The following is a 15,522-nucleotide window of genomic DNA, read 5'->3' as shown; positions in this document are numbered from 1 at the left end:
CGCGCATCGAGGTGCAGCATACGTCCGAGATGCAGAGCGGCCAGATCTATATGCCCAGGGTCAACCTGCTGGTCGCCCTGGGCGTGATGCTGCTCGTCGTCGGCTTCGGCAGCTCAAGCGCGCTGGCCTCGGCCTATGGCATCTCCGTCACCGGCGAGATGCTGATGACGACGATCCTTCTGTTCGTGGTCATGCGCTGGCTCTGGAAGTGGCAATTGGGGCTCGCACTGGCGCTGGCGCTGCTGTTCGGCGTGATCGATCTCGGCTTCTTCTCGGCCAATGTCGTCAAGGTCGTCGAAGGCGGCTGGGTATCGATAACCGTCGCGTCCATCATGGGCCTGACCATGTGGACCTGGATACGCGGCAGCCGCTACCTGTTCGACAAGACCCGCCGCAACGAGATACCGCTCGACTTCCTGGCGGCGAATCTCCTGAAGAAGAAGCCGCAGTTGGTGTCAGGCACCGCAGTGTTCCTGACCAGCGACCCGCTGAGCGCGCCGACCGCGCTGATGCACAGCCTCAAGCACTACAAGGTGCTGCATGAAAAGAACGTCATCCTGTCGGTGGTGACGGCGCCGCAGCCCGTGGTCCCGGACAGCGAGCGGGTGAAGATGGAGACGGTCAACGAACTCTTCATGCGGGTGTCGCTGACGTTCGGCTACATGGAGCAGCCCAACATCCCGCGCGCTCTGGCGATCTGCCGCAAGCAGGGCTGGAAGTTCGACATCATGACGACGTCGTTCTTCCTGTCGCGACGCTCGCTGAAGGCTTCGCCCAATTCCGGCATGCCGATGTGGCAGGATCGCCTGTTCATCGGTCTTGCACGGACCGCCGCGGACGCGACCGAATATTTCCAGATACCGACCGGACGCGTGGTCGAGATCGGCACGCAGGTCGCGATCTGACATTCTCACTCTGCGTCGGATGAAGTAATCCGTTGGCTCCGTATACCCACAAGCCCTGCACTGCGGGCATGGGAGCCCTAACGCCGGGGCACTTGATATTGCACCGCAGCAAGCGTAGAGCACCGCGCATTTTATTGGAGTGTCGTCCATGGCCCTTGCCAATGGTGGTGCTGAGGCGGAGCCTGTCGATCAAACGGGCCACCCAGAGATTGCACAACACAGCACCAAGGTGCTGATGTTGGGCGCTCTCGGTGTGGTCTATGGCGACATCGGCACGAGCCCCATCTACGCGTTCCGGGAGGCATTGCACGCCTCCTCCGGCGGCAATGTCGCCAATCGCGCCGACATTCTGGGCGTGCTGTCGCTGATCATCTGGTCGCTGACCATTACGGTCACCATCAAATACATCATGTTCGTGCTGCGCGCCGACAACCGCGGCGAGGGCGGCGTGCTGTCGCTGATGGCGCTGGCGCGCGGCAGTTTTCCGACGCGCTCGGCAGTGGTCCTCGGCATCGGCATCGTGGGCGCATCGCTGTTCTTCGGCGATGCCGTCATCACGCCTGCCATTTCGGTGCTGTCGGCGGTCGAGGGCATGAATGTCGTCACGCCTGCCTTCCAGCCCTATGTCGTGCCGCTGACGCTGCTCATCCTCGCCATGCTCTTCGCCGTTCAGCGGTTCGGGACAGGCGGCGTGGGCCTGGTATTCGGTCCTGTCACCGCCATCTGGTTCCTCGCCATAGGCCTCTCCGGGCTGAAGCACATTATCGCCGATCCGGAAATCCTGTGGGCGATCAGCCCGCACTACATCGTGGCCTTCTTCATCAGCGCGCCCGATGTTTCGTTCGTCACCGTCGGTGCCGTCTTCCTTGCCGTCACCGGCGCCGAGGCGCTCTATGCCGACCTTGGCCATTTCGGTCGCAAGCCGATCGTGCTGGCATGGCTGGCAATCGTGTTTCCGTGCCTGCTTTTGAACTATGCGGGGCAGGGCGCCTATGTGCTCTCGCAGAATGGTACCGTTGGCCATCCGTTCTTCGAGATGAACGAGGGCTGGGCACTCATCCCGATGGTGGTGCTGGCGGCAGCGGCGACCGTGATCGCCAGCCAGGCGGTGATCTCGGGCGCCTATTCGCTGACCAGGCAGGCCGTGCAGCTCAACATGCTGCCGCGCCTCGAAATCCTGCACACCTCGGAAAAACAGTCCGGCCAGATCTACATGCCGCGCGTCAACATGCTGATCGCGCTTGTTGTGATGCTCCTGGTTGTCGGTTTCGGCGAGTCCAGCAGGCTGGCGTCGGCCTACGGCATCTCGGTGACCGGCAACATGCTGGTGACGACGACGCTGCTGTTCGTCATCATGAGGCGCATCTGGAAATGGAACATCTGGCCCGCGGTTGCGCTGACGGCCTTGTTCGCGCTGATCGACATCGGCTTCTTTGCCTCCAACATCGTCAAGGTGTTCGAAGGCGGCTGGGCTTCGCTGGCCGTGGCCTTCGCCATCATCCTCGGCATGTGGACCTGGGTGCGCGGTAGCCGCTACCTGTTCGACAAGACCCGGCGTAACGAGATCCCGCTCGACTTCCTGGCCGCGAACCTTCTCAAGAAGAAACCGCATCTGGTGTCCGGCACGGCCGTGTTCCTGACCAGCGATCCGTTGAGCGCACCGACCGCGCTGATGCATAGCCTGAAGCACTACAAGGTGCTTCATGAACAGAACGTCATCCTGTCGGTTGTGACGGCGCCGCAGCCGGTGGTGCCCGACAGCGAGCGGGTGAAGATGGAGACGGTCAACGAACTCTTCATGCGCGTTACCTTGACGTTCGGCTATATGGAGCAGCCAAACATACCGCGCGCACTGGCGATCTGCCGCAAGCAGGGCTGGAAGTTCGACATCATGACGACGTCGTTCTTCCTGTCACGGCGCTCGCTGAAAGCCTCGCCCAACTCCGGTATGCCCATATGGCAGGACCGGCTGTTCATAGGCCTTGCGCGCACCGCCGCCGATGCGACAGAATACTTCCAGATTCCGACCGGGCGCGTGGTCGAGATCGGCACGCAGGTGGCCATCTAAGACCACTGGCCGACAGGAGGCGGGCATGAGCGGTGAGTTGGTGCTCGTTACCGGCGGGTCCGGGTTCGTCGGCGTCCACTGCATCCTCGAACTGCTCAAGGCCGGCTACCGGGTACGCACGACGGTGCGCTCCAGCAGGCGCGAAGCCGATGTCCTGGCCATGCTGCAGGTCGGCGGCGCCGAACCGGGCGATGCGCTTTCCTTTGCCCATGCCGATCTCATGTCGGACTCGGGCTGGCCGGCTGCGGTCGCCGGATGCCGATATGTGCTGCATGTCGCTTCGCCCTTTCCACCCGACGTGCCCAAGCACGAGGACGACCTGATCGTCCCTGCCCGGGAAGGGGCTCTGCGTGTGCTACGGGCCGCGCGCGACGCCGGCGTCGAACGGGTGGTACTCACCTCGTCCTTTGCTGCTGTCGGCTATGGGCAGACGCCGGTTGCCGGCCATCCGTTCACGGAAGAGAACTGGACAAACCTCTCGGAAAAAGTGAGCGCCTATGTTAAGTCGAAGACGCTGGCGGAGCGCGCCGCGTGGGATTTCATCGGCAGCCAGGGCACATTGGAACTGGCTGTCGTCAATCCGGTCGGGATATTCGGACCGGTGCTCGGGCCGGACCACTCGACGTCGACGGCGTTCATAAAGCGCCTGCTGGACGGCCAGGTGCCAGGTTTGCCGAGAATGGTGTTCGGCGTGGTCGACGTGCGGGACGTCGCCGACCTGCATCTTCGAGCCATGACCAATCCCGCCGCCAGGGGCGAGCGCTTCCTGGCGATCAGCGGCGATTTCATGACGATGCTGGAGATCGCGCAGACACTGAAGGCGCGGCTGGGAAATGCGGCGTCGCGCGTCACGACGCGCGTCTTGCCGGACTGGCTGGTGAGGCTCGTCGGACTGTTCGACGGGCAGGCTGCCCAGATCGTGACGGAACTGGGCAAGGCCAGGAACGCCACAGGCGCCAAGGCAGTGCGCATGCTGGGCTGGGCGCCACGGCCGCGGGAGGAAGCGCTGGTCGCGACCGCCGAGAGCCTGATCCGTCTCGGGCTGCTCAAAAAGTAGCGCGGCGACAGGCAGGCGAGACCTCCCGCCGCGCAGATATATCGTCAAGCAGCCAGCTTGGACTTGTTGGCTTCCAAAAACTGCTTGAGCGACAGGGACTTGCGGCCGGACAGTTTCTCGACGGCATCGGTCACCATGCCGAGGCCGCCGGCCCGCGTGGCGGCATCGAAGGAGACGAGAAGCCGGGCGACAGACTCAGGCAGGCCTGCCGCCTTCATGCCTTCAGTCAGCGCTTCGTCGGAGAGCTGCACGACCTCGATCGGCTTGCCGGTGACTTCGGTGACAAGGGCGGCGACTTCGGCGACGGAGTAGGCTTTCGGACCGGTCAGCGTGTAGGTGACGCTCTGATCGGAGGCCGAGGCCAGCCCGCCTGCGATCGCCGCAGCCATATCGTCGCGCGCGCAATAGGAGATCCGGCCATCGCCCGCGGAGGTATACCAGTGTCCCGATGCCAGGGTATGCGGCAGCGACATGAAAAGGTTCTCGTCATACCAGCTGTCGCGGAAGAACGTGTAGGGTATGCTGGTCGCCTTGATCGCCTGCTCGGTGTCGTAGTGGTCGGGCGCGAACAGGATCGGCGAGCCCGGCTCGGGATCGGGCAGCGAGGTGTAGAGCAAGTGGCCGACGCCAGCCTGTTTGGCCGCGGTGACCGCCGCAAGCTGTTGCTCACGCCGCTTGCCGTGGATCGCCAGTTCGTTGGTCGAGATGATGAGCACGCGGCTGGCGCCCGCGAAGGCCTTGGTGAGCGACGCCGTGTCGTCGAAATTCGCCTCCCGGATTGTAACGCCGCGCGCGGCAAGGTCGGCAAGGTTGGCCGGCGTGCGCGTGGTGGCGATGATGCGGTCCGCTGGAACCTTGAATGTGTCCAGCAGGTGGTTGATGACGCCGCGGCCGAGCTGGCCGGAAGCGCCGGTGACGAGAAGGGTTTCGGTCATGGGAGGTTCCTGAAGATTATCCGAGAGCGGGTCGGGTTGATGGTCTCAAAAAGAGACCAGCACTAAAATATGAATTGACCCCACGCCGTAAAGAAGGCAGTTTTTCGGGAGGTAGGCACAGGCAGGGAACCAGCCGTGGACAGCAAGGTTGTCGATCTGAAGATGAAACTCGAGATCTATCGCGCCGAAAGCGGTGGCGGAAATCTCGCCGATTGCCCGGTCCGCGATGTCATCCAGGGCATCAGCGGCAAATGGAACACATTGTTGATGTCGGCGCTGGCCGAGAAGCCCTATCGCTTCGGCGAACTGCGACGCCTGGTACCGGATATCTCGCAACGCATGCTGACCCAGACACTGCATGACCTGCAGCGCGACGGCTATGTGCACCGTGAGGTGTTCCCGACGAAGCCTCCGAGTGTCGAATACAGCCTGACCGACCTTGGGCGCTCGATGTTCGGCCCCTTGCAGATGCTCATCCAGTGGGCCGAGTTCAACCACGGCGCGGTGCGCGAGGCGCGCGCCGCTTTCGACGGCGCGCAGGCCTAGGCGGCTTCCTCTTCCCAGACAGCGTCAAAGCGCCGCTTGATCCGGCGCCTTCGTTGCGGGATCGTCGCCCCGGCTTGGGTGTGGGGGCGATGAGCAAGTCATACGAGATCGCGATTGCCGGCGCCGGGCCGGCGGGGTTGGCCGCGGCGCTCTATCTCAAGCGGGCAGGCCACAAGGTTGCTATTTTCGAGCGCTTCGAGGAGCCGAAGCCTGTCGGTTCCGGGCTGATCTTGCAACCGACCGGGCTGACGGTGCTCGCCGATCTCGGTCTGCTCGATGAAATCCTTGCGCTAGGAAGCCGTATCGATCGGCTGCACGGCGCCGACGCCAAGAGCGGACGAACGGTGCTCGATGTCCGCTACGATTCGCGGCGTGGCCGCCGCTTCGGCGTGGCTGTTCACCGAGCGGCGCTGTTCGGCGTGCTTTATCGCGCTGCCAAGCGCGAAGCGGTTCCCATCGAAACGAATATCGAGATTGATACGCTCGACACGGGCGATCGGCCGACGCTCACCTGCGCCAATGGAAAGCGGCTGGGTCCTTTCGACCTTGTCGTCGACGCCAGCGGCGCGCGATCCAGGCTGCGCCAGTGCCTTGGTGATCCGGCGGTGCCGCGCCCACTCGCCTATGGCGCCTTCTGGGCCTCGCTCGGCTGGCGCGAGGGGTTCAACGAGCGCGCGCTGCTGCAGCGTTACGACAAGGCAAGCGTCATGGTCGGCGTGTTGCCGATCGGCCGCCCGGAAGCCGGTGCTGAGAGCATGGCGGCTTTCTTCTGGAGCCTGAAGCCAATCGATGAGGAAAAGGTGCGGGCCGAGGGCCTCGAGGCCTGGAAGGCGAGAGTGGTTTCCATCTGGCCGGACTGCGAGGCCTTCACCAGCCAGATCGACAGTTTCGACCAGCTGTCGCTCGCCCGCTATGGCCATCATACGATGACTCTGCCGGCCGGCCGGGGGCTGGCGGTCATCGGCGACGCCGCGCACTCGACCAGCCCGCAGCTCGGGCAAGGGGCGAACATGGCGTTGCTTGACGCAGCCGCGCTCGGCCACGCGCTGGCGCGGACGAGCACCGTCGAAGAGGCGCTGGAAAGCTACGCCAGGTCACGTCGCTGGCATGTGCGCGTTTTCCAGGCGCTGTCGCTGTCGCTGACGCCGTTCTACCAGTCGGACTCCACAGCGCTTCCGTTCGTGCGCGACCGCCTGGTAGCGGCGCTGGCGAGAGTCCCGCCAGGGCCGCAATTCCTCTCTACCATGGTCGCGGGTACGGTCATCGACCCGTTTAGGCCGATCGGGCTAGCGGAGTTGCGATGGGGTGACCATCAAGCCTCATAGCCCGCGAGAGGTAGGATGCCTTTGCCCGCAGGAAGGCGTCGAGCCGTTGTGGATAGTCGGCGCTGACGGCCGCCTTCACCGATGGTCGGTGGCTTAGCGCTTCCCGCCAGGCCCGAACCAACGGCTTTCCATCCAGTATGCCGAAATCACCAATGCGGTCGAAGCTGTCGAAGTAGCGGAAGATCGGCGCGTAGACGGCATCGACCAGCGAAAATCGGTGACCCTCGAAAAATCGATCTTGTTGCCTGGCCGATAATTCCGCCTCCACCCGCGCAAAAAGTTCGGACAGGGCTTTGCTTTCGTTGGAGAAGGCGGCCTCGTCGGGAGCGGAATAGAAGCGGCCGATGCTGTTGAGGATGGCCGAGCCGACCTCGATCCAGGCGCGATGCCTGGCCCGAGCCAGCGGATCGGCGGGGTGCAGCGGATTGGCCTCGGTTTCCTCGAGATACTCCAGAATGACCGCGGATTCGAAAATCACTTCTTCGTCGTTGTCGTGCCGGACCTGCAACAGCGGCACTTTGCCGAGCGGTGAGATGGCTCTGAACCAGTCGGGTTTGTTGGCGAGGTCAACGTTCACCCGCTCGAACGACACGCCTTTTTCGGCAAGCGAAATCGCAGCGCGCTGCACGTAGGGGCAGAGGTGATGGCTGACGAGGGCGAGCCTGGCTGTCATGTCATTCTCCCCAGACATAGTTCAGCGCACCGTTCTCGACGCGCGTCGCCAAGAACATCAGGCGGGAGTTCTTCGGCGCTGGTCCTTCCAGACGCTCGCCGCTTCTCATATCGAAGCGTGCGCCATGCCACTGGCAGACAAAGGCGCCGTCCTTGCAGTCGAGCGGGCCGCCGAAATGCAGGCAGACATTGGCCGCGGCGCGGATGTGCTCGCCGCTGCGCCAGACATGGACCTCGCGGCCGAAGAAGGGCGCGACCAGGCTGCCGGTTTGCGGGATGTCGGCGATCTTGCAGATTTCGTGTTTCATCGGTTAGCTCCATGTCGATGCATTCGCATCTATATGGATGCGATTGCATCGATCGTCAAGCTTGATGCATCTGCATCTATCGCATAGGCTATATCAATGATCAGAAAATCGCCTTCACCCGCAGCCGTTGAAGCCTGGGGCCGGCTGATACGGGTGTCGCGTCAGCTAATCGAAAAGACCGAGGACGCCCTGAAGGCCGGGAAGTTGCCGCCGCTCGCCTGGTACGACGTTCTGCATGAGCTTGCCGAGGCCGGTGAGGGCGGCCTGCGCCCCTTCGAGCTGATCGATCGCGTCTTGTTGGCTCAGTACAACCTCTCACGCCTGCTGGCCCGGCTCGAAGCCGAAGGTTTGGTCGAGAGGTTGGCTGTCGCGGACGACGGCCGTGGCCAAACCGTTCGCATCACGGCAGATGGCCGCGACATGCGCCGCCGCATCTGGTCGGTCTACGGAAAGGCCATCGCGGAGTTGATGGGGGACCAGCTTTCTTCCAAAGAACTGGAAGCACTGGCGACGCTGCTCGGGCGGTTGCGTCAACCGCCAATCGCGGAATGAAATAGGCGCCGGCTTTCAGGGCTGGTGGGTGGCCCAAAGAAACGCGATCGTCGCCAGCACGCCAAATGCCACGCGCATCAGGTGCAGATTGCCCCATCTGACGATTAGGGATCTGGCGTGAGGATTGTCGGCGCTGGCGTCCAATGCTTCCAGCACCCTGTTGGCCGGCATCATCACCAGCAACGTCCAGGGCCAGGGCAGGATGATCAGCACCGCGCCGACCAGAAAAGCCAGACCGCCAAGCTGCCACCACGCGGTCAGCCCGAGAACGCAGGCGACAATGGCGATGGACGCCTGCATGGCGGCGCCGCGCTTGTATGCCGGTTGCCATTCCTGCAGCAGCGCCCTGTCGTCAAGGCGAAGCCGCGCTGGCTGTTCAGCGACACTGACATAGATCGCGGCGCCGGCGAACACGGCAGCCATGGTCAAGGCAAGCAAACCGCTCAACATCGTTTCCCCCGGCGCGAGCCATCCGAACGTGATGGCTCAGGATAGAAATAGGACTTGCAAGGTTTCGTACAATACGCCATAGAGAACCGTAACGTACGGTACTGCCATCTGGGCAGTGTGGAACGCGTCGTTGGGCAGGGAAGATCGTGTTGCAGGCGAACGCCGACATCGACAATGGCGAAGGGCTCACCGAAAGGCAGCAGGCCGTTCTGGATGCCGCGCTGCGCTTGCTGGTCGAAGAGGGCGACAACTTGACCATGACCGCCGTGGCGCGGCGGGCAAGCTGCTCCAAGGAAACGCTCTACAAATGGTTCGGCGACCGCGACGGGCTGCTGACGGCGACGGTGCAGTGGCAGGCTTCGAAGGTGCGCGTGTCGCAGGTCGACGGCCGGGGCATGGATGTTGCTTCGCTGACCGCCAGCCTTGAGCGTTTCGCTTCGGACTGGCTGAAGGTGATTTCGAGCGATACCTCGATCGCGCTCAACCGCGTGGCGGTCAGCCATGCCGGTTCCGGCAAGGATAACCTCGGCGCCGTGGTGCTGGAGAATGGCCGCTTCGCGCTGGCCAGGCGCCTGAAGCCGGTGCTCGAAGCCGGCAGGTTGGCAGGGCTTCTCGATTTTTCGGATGCCGAGACGGCGTTCCGCACCTTTTTCGGGCTGGTTGGCCGCGACGTTCAGATCCGTCTGCTGCTCGGCGACCGGCTGGAATTGACTGAGGCGACGATCGGCGGCGATGCCGTCCGAGCGACGCAGCAGTTTCTCGCTCTTTTCGGAGCAAAAACCAGGCCGCAAGGCCTTTGATCTTCAAAACGGGAAGGAAGACGAAATGCGTGTCTATTACGATCGCGATGCCGATCTCAACCTCATCAAGGGCAAGAAGGTCGCCATCATTGGCTATGGCAGTCAGGGCCGGGCGCATGCGCTCAACCTCAAGGATTCCGGCGCCAAGGAAATCGCCATCGGCCTGAAGGCCGGCTCCGCGACCGCGAAGAAGGTCGAGGCCGACGGGCTCAAGGTGATGAGCGTGGCGGACGCCGCCAAATGGGCCGACCTGATGATGATGGCGACGCCCGACGAACTGCAGGCCGACATCTACAAGAACGAGATCGCGCCGAACATCCGCGACGGCGCCGCGATCGCCTTCGCGCACGGCCTCAACGTGCATTTCGGTCTGATCGAGCCGAAGTCGACGGTCGACGTTGTCATGATCGCGCCGAAGGGCCCCGGCCACACGGTGCGCGGCGAATACCAGAAGGGCGGCGGCGTGCCGTGCCTGGTCGCCGTCAACCAGGATGCGTCCGGCAACGCGCTCGACCTGGCTCTGTCTTACGCCTGCGGCGTCGGCGGGGGCCGTTCGGGCATCATCGAGACCAATTTCCGCGAGGAATGCGAAACCGACCTGTTCGGCGAGCAGGTCGTCCTGTGCGGTGGCCTGGTCGAGCTGATCCGCGCCGGCTTCGAGACGCTGGTGGAAGCCGGCTATGCGCCGGAAATGGCCTATTTCGAGTGCCTGCACGAAGTGAAGCTGATCGTCGACCTGATCTATGAAGGCGGCATCGCCAACATGAACTACTCGATCTCGAACACGGCTGAGTGGGGCGAATACGTCTCGGGCCCGCGCATCATCACCGCCGAAACCAAGGCCGAGATGAAGCGTGTGCTCAAGGACATCCAGACCGGCAAGTTCACGTCGGAATGGATGCAGGAATACCGTGCCGGTCTGTCGCGCTTCAAGGGCATCCGCCGCATGAACGACAGCCACCAGATCGAGGAAGTCGGCGCCAAGCTGCGCGCCATGATGCCGTGGATCTCGAAGAACAAGCTGGTCGACAAGACCAAGAACTAGCCGATCGACGTCTTCTGCCTTATGCGATCTCGGGCTTGGCTCGATCGCGGCGGTCGCCAGGAACAAGGCTGGCGGATCAAAATAAAATTAGTACGTGATAATATTATTTATAACAAAAGAAGCCGGCGGAGCAATCCGCCGGCTTTCTTATGTGCCGGTTGTTTCATTGCGGCACGAAAATACTGGCACGTAATTTGCTTTGCTCGCGCCGGGACAAGAGGGGGTTGCAGCAATGAACATGATGGTGGGTGGAAATGCGTTCTTCGGCGAACGCCGCGTGGAACAACGGCGGCGCGTGCTCAAGGGCGCGACACTGCGCTTCAACAGCGGTTTCGGCGCCATGGAAGGCGTCGTCCGCAATCAGTCCGAAAATGGGGCGCTGTTGAGCTTTGGCGATACGACAGGTGTGCCGCCGGGCTTCGACCTCGCGATCAACGGCACTGAGCGTATCCGTGCCGCGCGCATACGCTGGCGCATGCCGACGCTGATTGGCGTTCAGTTCGTCGATTGAAAGGCGCGATCCCGGCTCAACCGTAGTGCCAATGCGGCTTTGGCTCCGTGCCGGTGAATTCGACGCCGATACGATCCTCGCGACGCCAGCGCACGATCGCCTTGTAGCCTATGCCATCGGTCGGCACGTACAGCAGGAACTCATCAGGCACACGCGCGTCGATCGGCACTTTCAGTTCGGCGCCGCCGGCGTGCATGTTGCGGACCGTGCACTTGACCTCCGAATTGGTGATGCCGGTCAAGATCGCCGCGCCCTTCAGCACGCGCTGCCTGTGGTTCTCTCTGTTGTTGTCGTCGGCCATGGCGGTACGTCCTGGCGATCGATGAAGCGATCGAGTTTTGGGGGCACCGCACAGACGGATATAGTAATGCGATAAATATAGGGTTACGCCGGCTGGTCCGGTGAAGTTTCCCCGCAAACAAGAACGGGCCGCAGTGCGGCCCGTTTGGTTTTCTGGTCCGTTGTTCAGCCGTAGGGCGAGATACACTGCCGGCGCGGACCGTAATTGGGCTGGAAAGTGTTGTCCCAGGCACGATACGACCGGTAGCGATCGTAGCACCACCGGACATGGGCGCTGGAAACCCGGTAGACCCGCCGCGGCTGATAGTAGCGCGGATAGGGGTCGTAGTAGGGATCATAGTAATTGTCGTAGGCAAGGCCGCCCAGGCCAAGGCCGAGGCCCAGCCCCAGAATGGCCGCATCGCCTCCGTCGTAGTAGCGGTGATGACGATGCCGCCAGCGCCAGTCGCCACCATTCCAGTTACCGCCATTCCAATTGCGGGAGAAATGACGGTTGCCGAAATTACCACCGTTGCGCCATCTGAAGTCGCCGCCACGGCGGAAGCGCCAGTCGTACATCTGCCGGTCGTTGCCGCCGGCCCAGCTGTCACGGACGGGTATGACGGCAGGCGCGGCCATGCTCGTGGCGGTCGAAAGATCGGGCTGCGGGATCGGGCCGGCGAGGGACGGTGCTGTCGCACCGGCAGCCAGACCCAGAGCAAGGAGCCCAGATCCAAGACAAGAAAAGAGCGGTTTCATTTCACTCTCCAAGGAGTAAAGGCCCCACGCCCAGCACACCCCGGGAAGGGGCCGATTGATGCAACTTCCAGTCTGAACGGAGGATGAACGGAAAGGTTCCATCAACCATGACGGGTATGCGGCCGCCCTTGTTTTCGCCCTCGCTTGCGGGCAAAGGTTCGGCCCATGCCGCTTCGCCTCGCCACCTTCAACGTCGAGAACCTGATGAACAGGTTCGATTTCTCCGGCTATCGCAACCAGCTCAACGAGGATCGCACGCTGGCGCTGTTCGATATCCAGAGCGAAGCCGAATACAAGATGCTCGAGCAGGCCCGCGCCATCGCTCAGTCCGACGATACCCGCCAACTCACGGCGCTGGCGATCGCTGCCACCCGCGCCGACATCATCTGCATGCAGGAGGTCGACAATATCGAGGCGCTGAAGGCCTTCGAATACGGCTATCTGTTCAAGATGGTCGGCCAGGGCTACCGCCAGAAATACACCACCGCCGGCAACGACTCCCGCGGTATCGACGTTGCCGTGATGATGCGCAACGAGACGGCGCAGGGGCAGCCGATCGAATTCGTGCGCATGACCAGCCATGCCTATATCACCTTCGAGCAGTTCGGCCTGTTCACACCGGAGCTTGCCGCGCTCGGGCACCAGGCTAACGAACGGATTTTCCGGCGCGACTGCCTCGAGGTCGATGTGAAGGTGGGCGGCCTGCCGTTGACGCTCTATCTGGTGCATTTCAAGTCGATGGGCTCGCCGCGCAACGGGCTTGACGGCCGCGAGGCGACGATGCCGCTGCGCATCGCCGAGGCGCAGGCCGTGCGCCGCATCATCGAGGAGCGTTTCGGCAAGGACCATGCCGCGGACAAGCGCTGGGCGATCTGCGGCGATATGAACGACTACCGGCAGCGCGTGAAAATCGAGGGCGACAGCATCGAAGGCTATCGCTTCGAGGTGATGGACGAGGCTCTGTCCTCCATCAACGTCCTGACCGCCGGCGGCTTCTGTGAGAATGTCGTCGAGCGGCGGCCGGAGATGGACCGCTGGAGCTTCTATCACACGCGCGGACCGGAGGAGCGGCACCTGTGCCAGCTCGACTACATCCTTTTGTCGAAGGCATTGGCGGCGAAGAACGCGACGGCGGTTCCCGACATCGTCCGCAGCGGTCAGCCGTGGCGCACCATCTTTCCGCCCGGGCAGGAGGTCGAGCGCTTCCCGCGCGCCGGCTGGGATAGGCCCAAGGCCTCCGACCATTGCCCGGTGGCGATCACTCTGGACATGGCGTGAACCCCTTGAATTTTGACTTGCCGCGAAACGTCATTCTGCCAGTGGACGAGGTCGATGTACGGCTTGTCGCCGAACAGCACCCGTTCGAGCAGGGTAACCAACAGGCGATCGCCGAGAACTGGCGTCACGAGACGGAACAGAAACCCGCGCTCTATGACGGGACGGTGGTGCTGCTTTCCTCGCTCAGCTATCGAGACAGGCGGCTCATAGGGCGCTGCCATGCGGTGCGCTACTCGACCTTCATGCTATGGCGGAAGAACCGCGAGAAAAGCGGCGCCGAGCATGCCTATGCGCATGCCATGCTGGTTGCCGGGGACAACGCGCTGGTGGCGATCCGGATGGGCTCGCACACGGTCAATGCCGGCCGCGTCTATTTCGCCGCGGGCTCGTTCGAGCCGGTCGATTTCCGCGATGGCCTCGTCGATGTCGACTTCAACATGGTCCGCGAAGTGGGTGAGGAGACGGGGCTCGATCTGTCGTCTGCCGCCCGCGACGCAAACTATCATGCGCTGTCGACATCGAGCGGCACGGTGATCTTCCGCCGCTATCGCGTCGCCGAGACCGCGGATGAGATCGCACAGAGCATCAGCGCGTTCGTCGCCGCCGAGGCCGAGCCGGAGATCGAGGGGCCCGTGATTATCCGCAATGCCGCCGACCTGCCGGACGGGCTGATGGGGCATATGAAGCCACTGGTCGAATGGCATTTCGCCAATGGCGGCATTTAGGGCGACCCAAGCGCCATCGATCGAAGCTTAGGTGGAAGGATCGGATCGCACCCCTGGCGGATTGACAATCCGGCCCGTGTCGACCGCTATGATCGAAAATTATTGCCCTTATCCGTGCACAATCAGGCTTCAAGGTTCGAACTGCAGAGCTAGATTTCCTCCGGTTGAGATTGGGGCGAGAATTCAATGCAAGGCGGAAGGTCCTTCTCCATGGCGCGCAGCTACCTGCTCTACGACGTGTTCACGACCGAGCGGCTTGCGGGAAATCCGCTTGCCGTAGTGCTCGACAGCCAGGGACTGGATACGGCCGCCATGCAGGCGATCGCGCGCGAGTTCAACCTGTCGGAAACGGTTTTCGTGCTGCCGCCCGACAACCCCAAGCATCGCAACCGCATCCGCATCTTCACGCCCGACTATGAGATGCCGTTTGCCGGGCACCCGACGGTCGGGTCGGCGATTGCCCTGGCGGAACTGGCGGGCGAGGAGACCGGCATCTTCGTGCTGGAAGAGAACATTGGCCCGGTGCGCTGCGCGGTGAGCAGGCATGACGGCGCCACCTTCGCCGAGTTCGACTTGGCGAAGCTGCCGGAGCGGCTGGAGCTCACGGCCGATCCGGAAGCGATCGGCGCCGCGCTCGGCCTTGCCCCGCATGAGCTGGGTTTCGAGAATCATCGCGTGTCCTTCTGGTCGGCCGGCGTGCCTTATGTGACGATCCCGGTCGCCGGTCTCGATGCCGCCGCGCGAATCAGGCTGGACAACCAGGCGTGGTCGGAACTCGCCCCGCGCAAGAGCGAATGGGCCTTCGCCAGCCCCTATGTCTATTGCCGCGAGACGGTGAATCACGACAGCGCCTTCCATGTACGCATGATTGTGCCCGGCACTCCATCCTACGAAGACCCCGCCACCGGTTCGGCTGCGGCCGCCTTTGCCGGCGCCATCATGCATTTCGACGGTCCAACGGACGGAATCTCGCAGTTGTGGATCGAACAGGGGCTGGAGATGGGGCGCCCTTCACGCATCCGCCTGGAGCTCAATGTCGACGGCGGAAAACTGGCTTCCGCCCGCATCGGCGGCCATGCGATCAAGGTCGCGGAAGGCACTTTTCTGGTGTGACGCCCGCGACCTTTTGGAGCGAGCATGGACCGGAATCCGCTTTTCGGGATCATGCTTCACCGATTTGTCGGGAAATGATTCAAGAGGGGGTGGACATAGCCGAAAGCGGCAGCTATATGCGCCGCCGACGCTGAGTTTTCCGGCGGTGTGGGTGTGTAGCTCAGTTGGTAGAGCAGCTGACTCTTAATCAGCGG

18 protein-coding genes are annotated in these 15,522 nt (G+C 62.9%); 12 read left to right on the top strand and 6 right to left on the bottom strand.

Going from position 1 to position 15,522, the window contains the following annotated elements:
• From Q0L57_RS25475 to Q0L57_RS25465, 3 genes are all read left to right on the top strand, one after another.
• A partial coding sequence (locus Q0L57_RS25475; RefSeq protein WP_296745834.1) for a KUP/HAK/KT family potassium transporter occupies positions 1 to 905 on the top strand: 905 nt, incomplete at its 5' end.
• A 148-nt stretch (positions 906 to 1,053) separates the two neighbouring features.
• Complete coding sequence (locus tag Q0L57_RS25470) at positions 1,054 to 2,973, top strand: potassium transporter Kup (protein WP_296745833.1); 1,920 nt, start codon at positions 1,054 to 1,056, stop codon at positions 2,971 to 2,973.
• Between the two features lie 25 nt (positions 2,974 to 2,998).
• Positions 2,999 to 4,030: an aldehyde reductase gene (locus Q0L57_RS25465; protein WP_296745832.1), complete on the top strand. Its 1,032-nt coding sequence runs from the start codon at positions 2,999 to 3,001 to the stop codon at positions 4,028 to 4,030.
• A 44-nt stretch (positions 4,031 to 4,074) separates the two neighbouring features.
• On the opposite strand, the gene Q0L57_RS25460 is transcribed toward Q0L57_RS25465, so the two are convergent.
• Positions 4,075 to 4,965, bottom strand: coding sequence for an SDR family oxidoreductase (locus tag Q0L57_RS25460; RefSeq protein ID WP_296745831.1), 891 nt, complete (start codon positions 4,963 to 4,965; stop codon positions 4,075 to 4,077).
• A gap of 135 nt (positions 4,966 to 5,100) precedes the next feature.
• On the opposite strand from Q0L57_RS25460, the gene Q0L57_RS25455 reads away from it, so the two are divergent.
• Both Q0L57_RS25455 and Q0L57_RS25450 read left to right on the top strand, forming a co-directional pair.
• A complete protein-coding gene (locus Q0L57_RS25455; RefSeq protein WP_296745830.1) occupies positions 5,101 to 5,511 on the top strand; it encodes a helix-turn-helix domain-containing protein in 411 nt (136 codons plus the stop codon).
• Between the two features lie 89 nt (positions 5,512 to 5,600).
• Entirely contained in the window at positions 5,601 to 6,836 is a 1,236-nt protein-coding gene (locus tag Q0L57_RS25450) for an NAD(P)/FAD-dependent oxidoreductase (RefSeq protein WP_296745829.1), read from the top strand.
• Here the strand turns inward: Q0L57_RS25450 and Q0L57_RS25445 are convergent.
• Positions 6,784 to 7,509 carry a glutathione S-transferase family protein gene (locus tag Q0L57_RS25445; RefSeq protein ID WP_296745828.1) on the bottom strand — a complete coding sequence of 242 codons (726 nt, stop codon included), beginning with the start codon at positions 7,507 to 7,509 and terminating at the stop codon, positions 6,784 to 6,786. The two genes, Q0L57_RS25450 and Q0L57_RS25445, sit on opposite strands and share 53 nt — an antisense overlap.
• A gap of 1 nt (position 7,510) precedes the next feature.
• The gene (locus Q0L57_RS25440) at positions 7,511 to 7,816 is read right to left on the bottom strand and encodes a Rieske (2Fe-2S) protein (RefSeq protein ID WP_296745827.1); all 306 of its coding nucleotides are present in this window, start codon (positions 7,814 to 7,816) and stop codon (positions 7,511 to 7,513) included.
• A 96-nt stretch (positions 7,817 to 7,912) separates the two neighbouring features.
• On the opposite strand from Q0L57_RS25440, the gene Q0L57_RS25435 reads away from it, so the two are divergent.
• Positions 7,913 to 8,368 (top strand): MarR family winged helix-turn-helix transcriptional regulator, encoded by a 456-nt coding sequence (locus tag Q0L57_RS25435; RefSeq protein WP_296745826.1) that lies wholly within the window; start codon positions 7,913 to 7,915, stop codon positions 8,366 to 8,368.
• Between the two features lie 15 nt (positions 8,369 to 8,383).
• On the opposite strand, the gene Q0L57_RS25430 is transcribed toward Q0L57_RS25435, so the two are convergent.
• Positions 8,384 to 8,815 (bottom strand): DUF1772 domain-containing protein, encoded by a 432-nt coding sequence (locus Q0L57_RS25430; RefSeq protein ID WP_296745825.1) that lies wholly within the window; start codon positions 8,813 to 8,815, stop codon positions 8,384 to 8,386.
• A 149-nt stretch (positions 8,816 to 8,964) separates the two neighbouring features.
• Here Q0L57_RS25430 and Q0L57_RS25425 point away from each other — a divergent pair, with 149 nt between their 5' ends.
• The 3 genes from Q0L57_RS25425 to Q0L57_RS25415 all read left to right on the top strand — a co-directional run bounded on the left by Q0L57_RS25425 (position 8,965) and on the right by Q0L57_RS25415 (position 11,174).
• A complete protein-coding gene (locus Q0L57_RS25425; protein ID WP_296745824.1) occupies positions 8,965 to 9,618 on the top strand; it encodes a TetR/AcrR family transcriptional regulator in 654 nt (217 codons plus the stop codon).
• A gap of 25 nt (positions 9,619 to 9,643) precedes the next feature.
• Complete coding sequence (gene ilvC, locus Q0L57_RS25420; RefSeq protein WP_296745823.1) at positions 9,644 to 10,663, top strand: ketol-acid reductoisomerase; 1,020 nt, start codon at positions 9,644 to 9,646, stop codon at positions 10,661 to 10,663.
• A gap of 232 nt (positions 10,664 to 10,895) precedes the next feature.
• Complete coding sequence (locus tag Q0L57_RS25415; RefSeq protein WP_296745822.1) at positions 10,896 to 11,174, top strand: PilZ domain-containing protein; 279 nt, start codon at positions 10,896 to 10,898, stop codon at positions 11,172 to 11,174.
• Positions 11,175 to 11,190: 16 nt separating this feature from the next.
• Here Q0L57_RS25415 and Q0L57_RS25410 read toward each other — a convergent pair whose 3' ends face one another.
• Complete coding sequence (locus tag Q0L57_RS25410; RefSeq protein ID WP_296745821.1) at positions 11,191 to 11,475, bottom strand: PilZ domain-containing protein; 285 nt, start codon at positions 11,473 to 11,475, stop codon at positions 11,191 to 11,193.
• 164 nt (positions 11,476 to 11,639) lie between these two features.
• Positions 11,640 to 12,212 carry a BA14K family protein gene (locus Q0L57_RS25405; protein ID WP_296745820.1) on the bottom strand — a complete coding sequence of 191 codons (573 nt, stop codon included), beginning with the start codon at positions 12,210 to 12,212 and terminating at the stop codon, positions 11,640 to 11,642.
• 165 nt (positions 12,213 to 12,377) lie between these two features.
• On the opposite strand from Q0L57_RS25405, the gene Q0L57_RS25400 reads away from it, so the two are divergent.
• From Q0L57_RS25400 to Q0L57_RS25390, 3 genes are all read left to right on the top strand, one after another.
• The gene (locus Q0L57_RS25400; RefSeq protein WP_296745819.1) at positions 12,378 to 13,490 is read left to right on the top strand and encodes an endonuclease/exonuclease/phosphatase family protein; all 1,113 of its coding nucleotides are present in this window, start codon (positions 12,378 to 12,380) and stop codon (positions 13,488 to 13,490) included.
• A gap of 5 nt (positions 13,491 to 13,495) precedes the next feature.
• Entirely contained in the window at positions 13,496 to 14,215 is a 720-nt protein-coding gene (locus tag Q0L57_RS25395; RefSeq protein WP_296745835.1) for a hypothetical protein, read from the top strand.
• Positions 14,216 to 14,425: 210 nt separating this feature from the next.
• Positions 14,426 to 15,328: a PhzF family phenazine biosynthesis protein gene (locus Q0L57_RS25390; RefSeq protein ID WP_296745818.1), complete on the top strand. Its 903-nt coding sequence runs from the start codon at positions 14,426 to 14,428 to the stop codon at positions 15,326 to 15,328.
• Positions 15,329 to 15,522 lie beyond the last annotated feature (194 nt).

It is taken from the genome of Mesorhizobium sp. (assembly GCF_024509055.1).
Taxonomy (GTDB): Bacteria; Pseudomonadota; Alphaproteobacteria; order Rhizobiales; family Rhizobiaceae; genus Mesorhizobium.
This window is presented reverse-complemented; position numbering and strand designations above follow the sequence as displayed.

Coding starts and splice junctions, on each gene's coding strand:
- Q0L57_RS25460 (WP_296745831.1), bottom strand. CDS start 4,965: ATGACCGAAACCCTTCTCGTCACCGGCGCTTCCGGCCAGCTCGGCCGC.
- Q0L57_RS25445 (WP_296745828.1), bottom strand. CDS start 7,509: ATGACAGCCAGGCTCGCCCTCGTCAGCCATCACCTCTGCCCCTACGTG.
- Q0L57_RS25400 (WP_296745819.1), top strand. CDS start 12,378: ATGCCGCTTCGCCTCGCCACCTTCAACGTCGAGAACCTGATGAACAGG.
- Q0L57_RS25440 (WP_296745827.1), bottom strand. CDS start 7,816: ATGAAACACGAAATCTGCAAGATCGCCGACATCCCGCAAACCGGCAGC.
- Q0L57_RS25465 (WP_296745832.1), top strand. CDS start 2,999: ATGAGCGGTGAGTTGGTGCTCGTTACCGGCGGGTCCGGGTTCGTCGGC.
- Q0L57_RS25410 (WP_296745821.1), bottom strand. CDS start 11,475: ATGGCCGACGACAACAACAGAGAGAACCACAGGCAGCGCGTGCTGAAG.
- Q0L57_RS25415 (WP_296745822.1), top strand. CDS start 10,896: ATGAACATGATGGTGGGTGGAAATGCGTTCTTCGGCGAACGCCGCGTG.
- Q0L57_RS25435 (WP_296745826.1), top strand. CDS start 7,913: ATGATCAGAAAATCGCCTTCACCCGCAGCCGTTGAAGCCTGGGGCCGG.
- Q0L57_RS25390 (WP_296745818.1), top strand. CDS start 14,426: ATGGCGCGCAGCTACCTGCTCTACGACGTGTTCACGACCGAGCGGCTT.
- Q0L57_RS25470 (WP_296745833.1), top strand. CDS start 1,054: ATGGCCCTTGCCAATGGTGGTGCTGAGGCGGAGCCTGTCGATCAAACG.
- Q0L57_RS25405 (WP_296745820.1), bottom strand. CDS start 12,212: ATGAAACCGCTCTTTTCTTGTCTTGGATCTGGGCTCCTTGCTCTGGGT.
- Q0L57_RS25450 (WP_296745829.1), top strand. CDS start 5,601: ATGAGCAAGTCATACGAGATCGCGATTGCCGGCGCCGGGCCGGCGGGG.
- ilvC (WP_296745823.1), top strand. CDS start 9,644: ATGCGTGTCTATTACGATCGCGATGCCGATCTCAACCTCATCAAGGGC.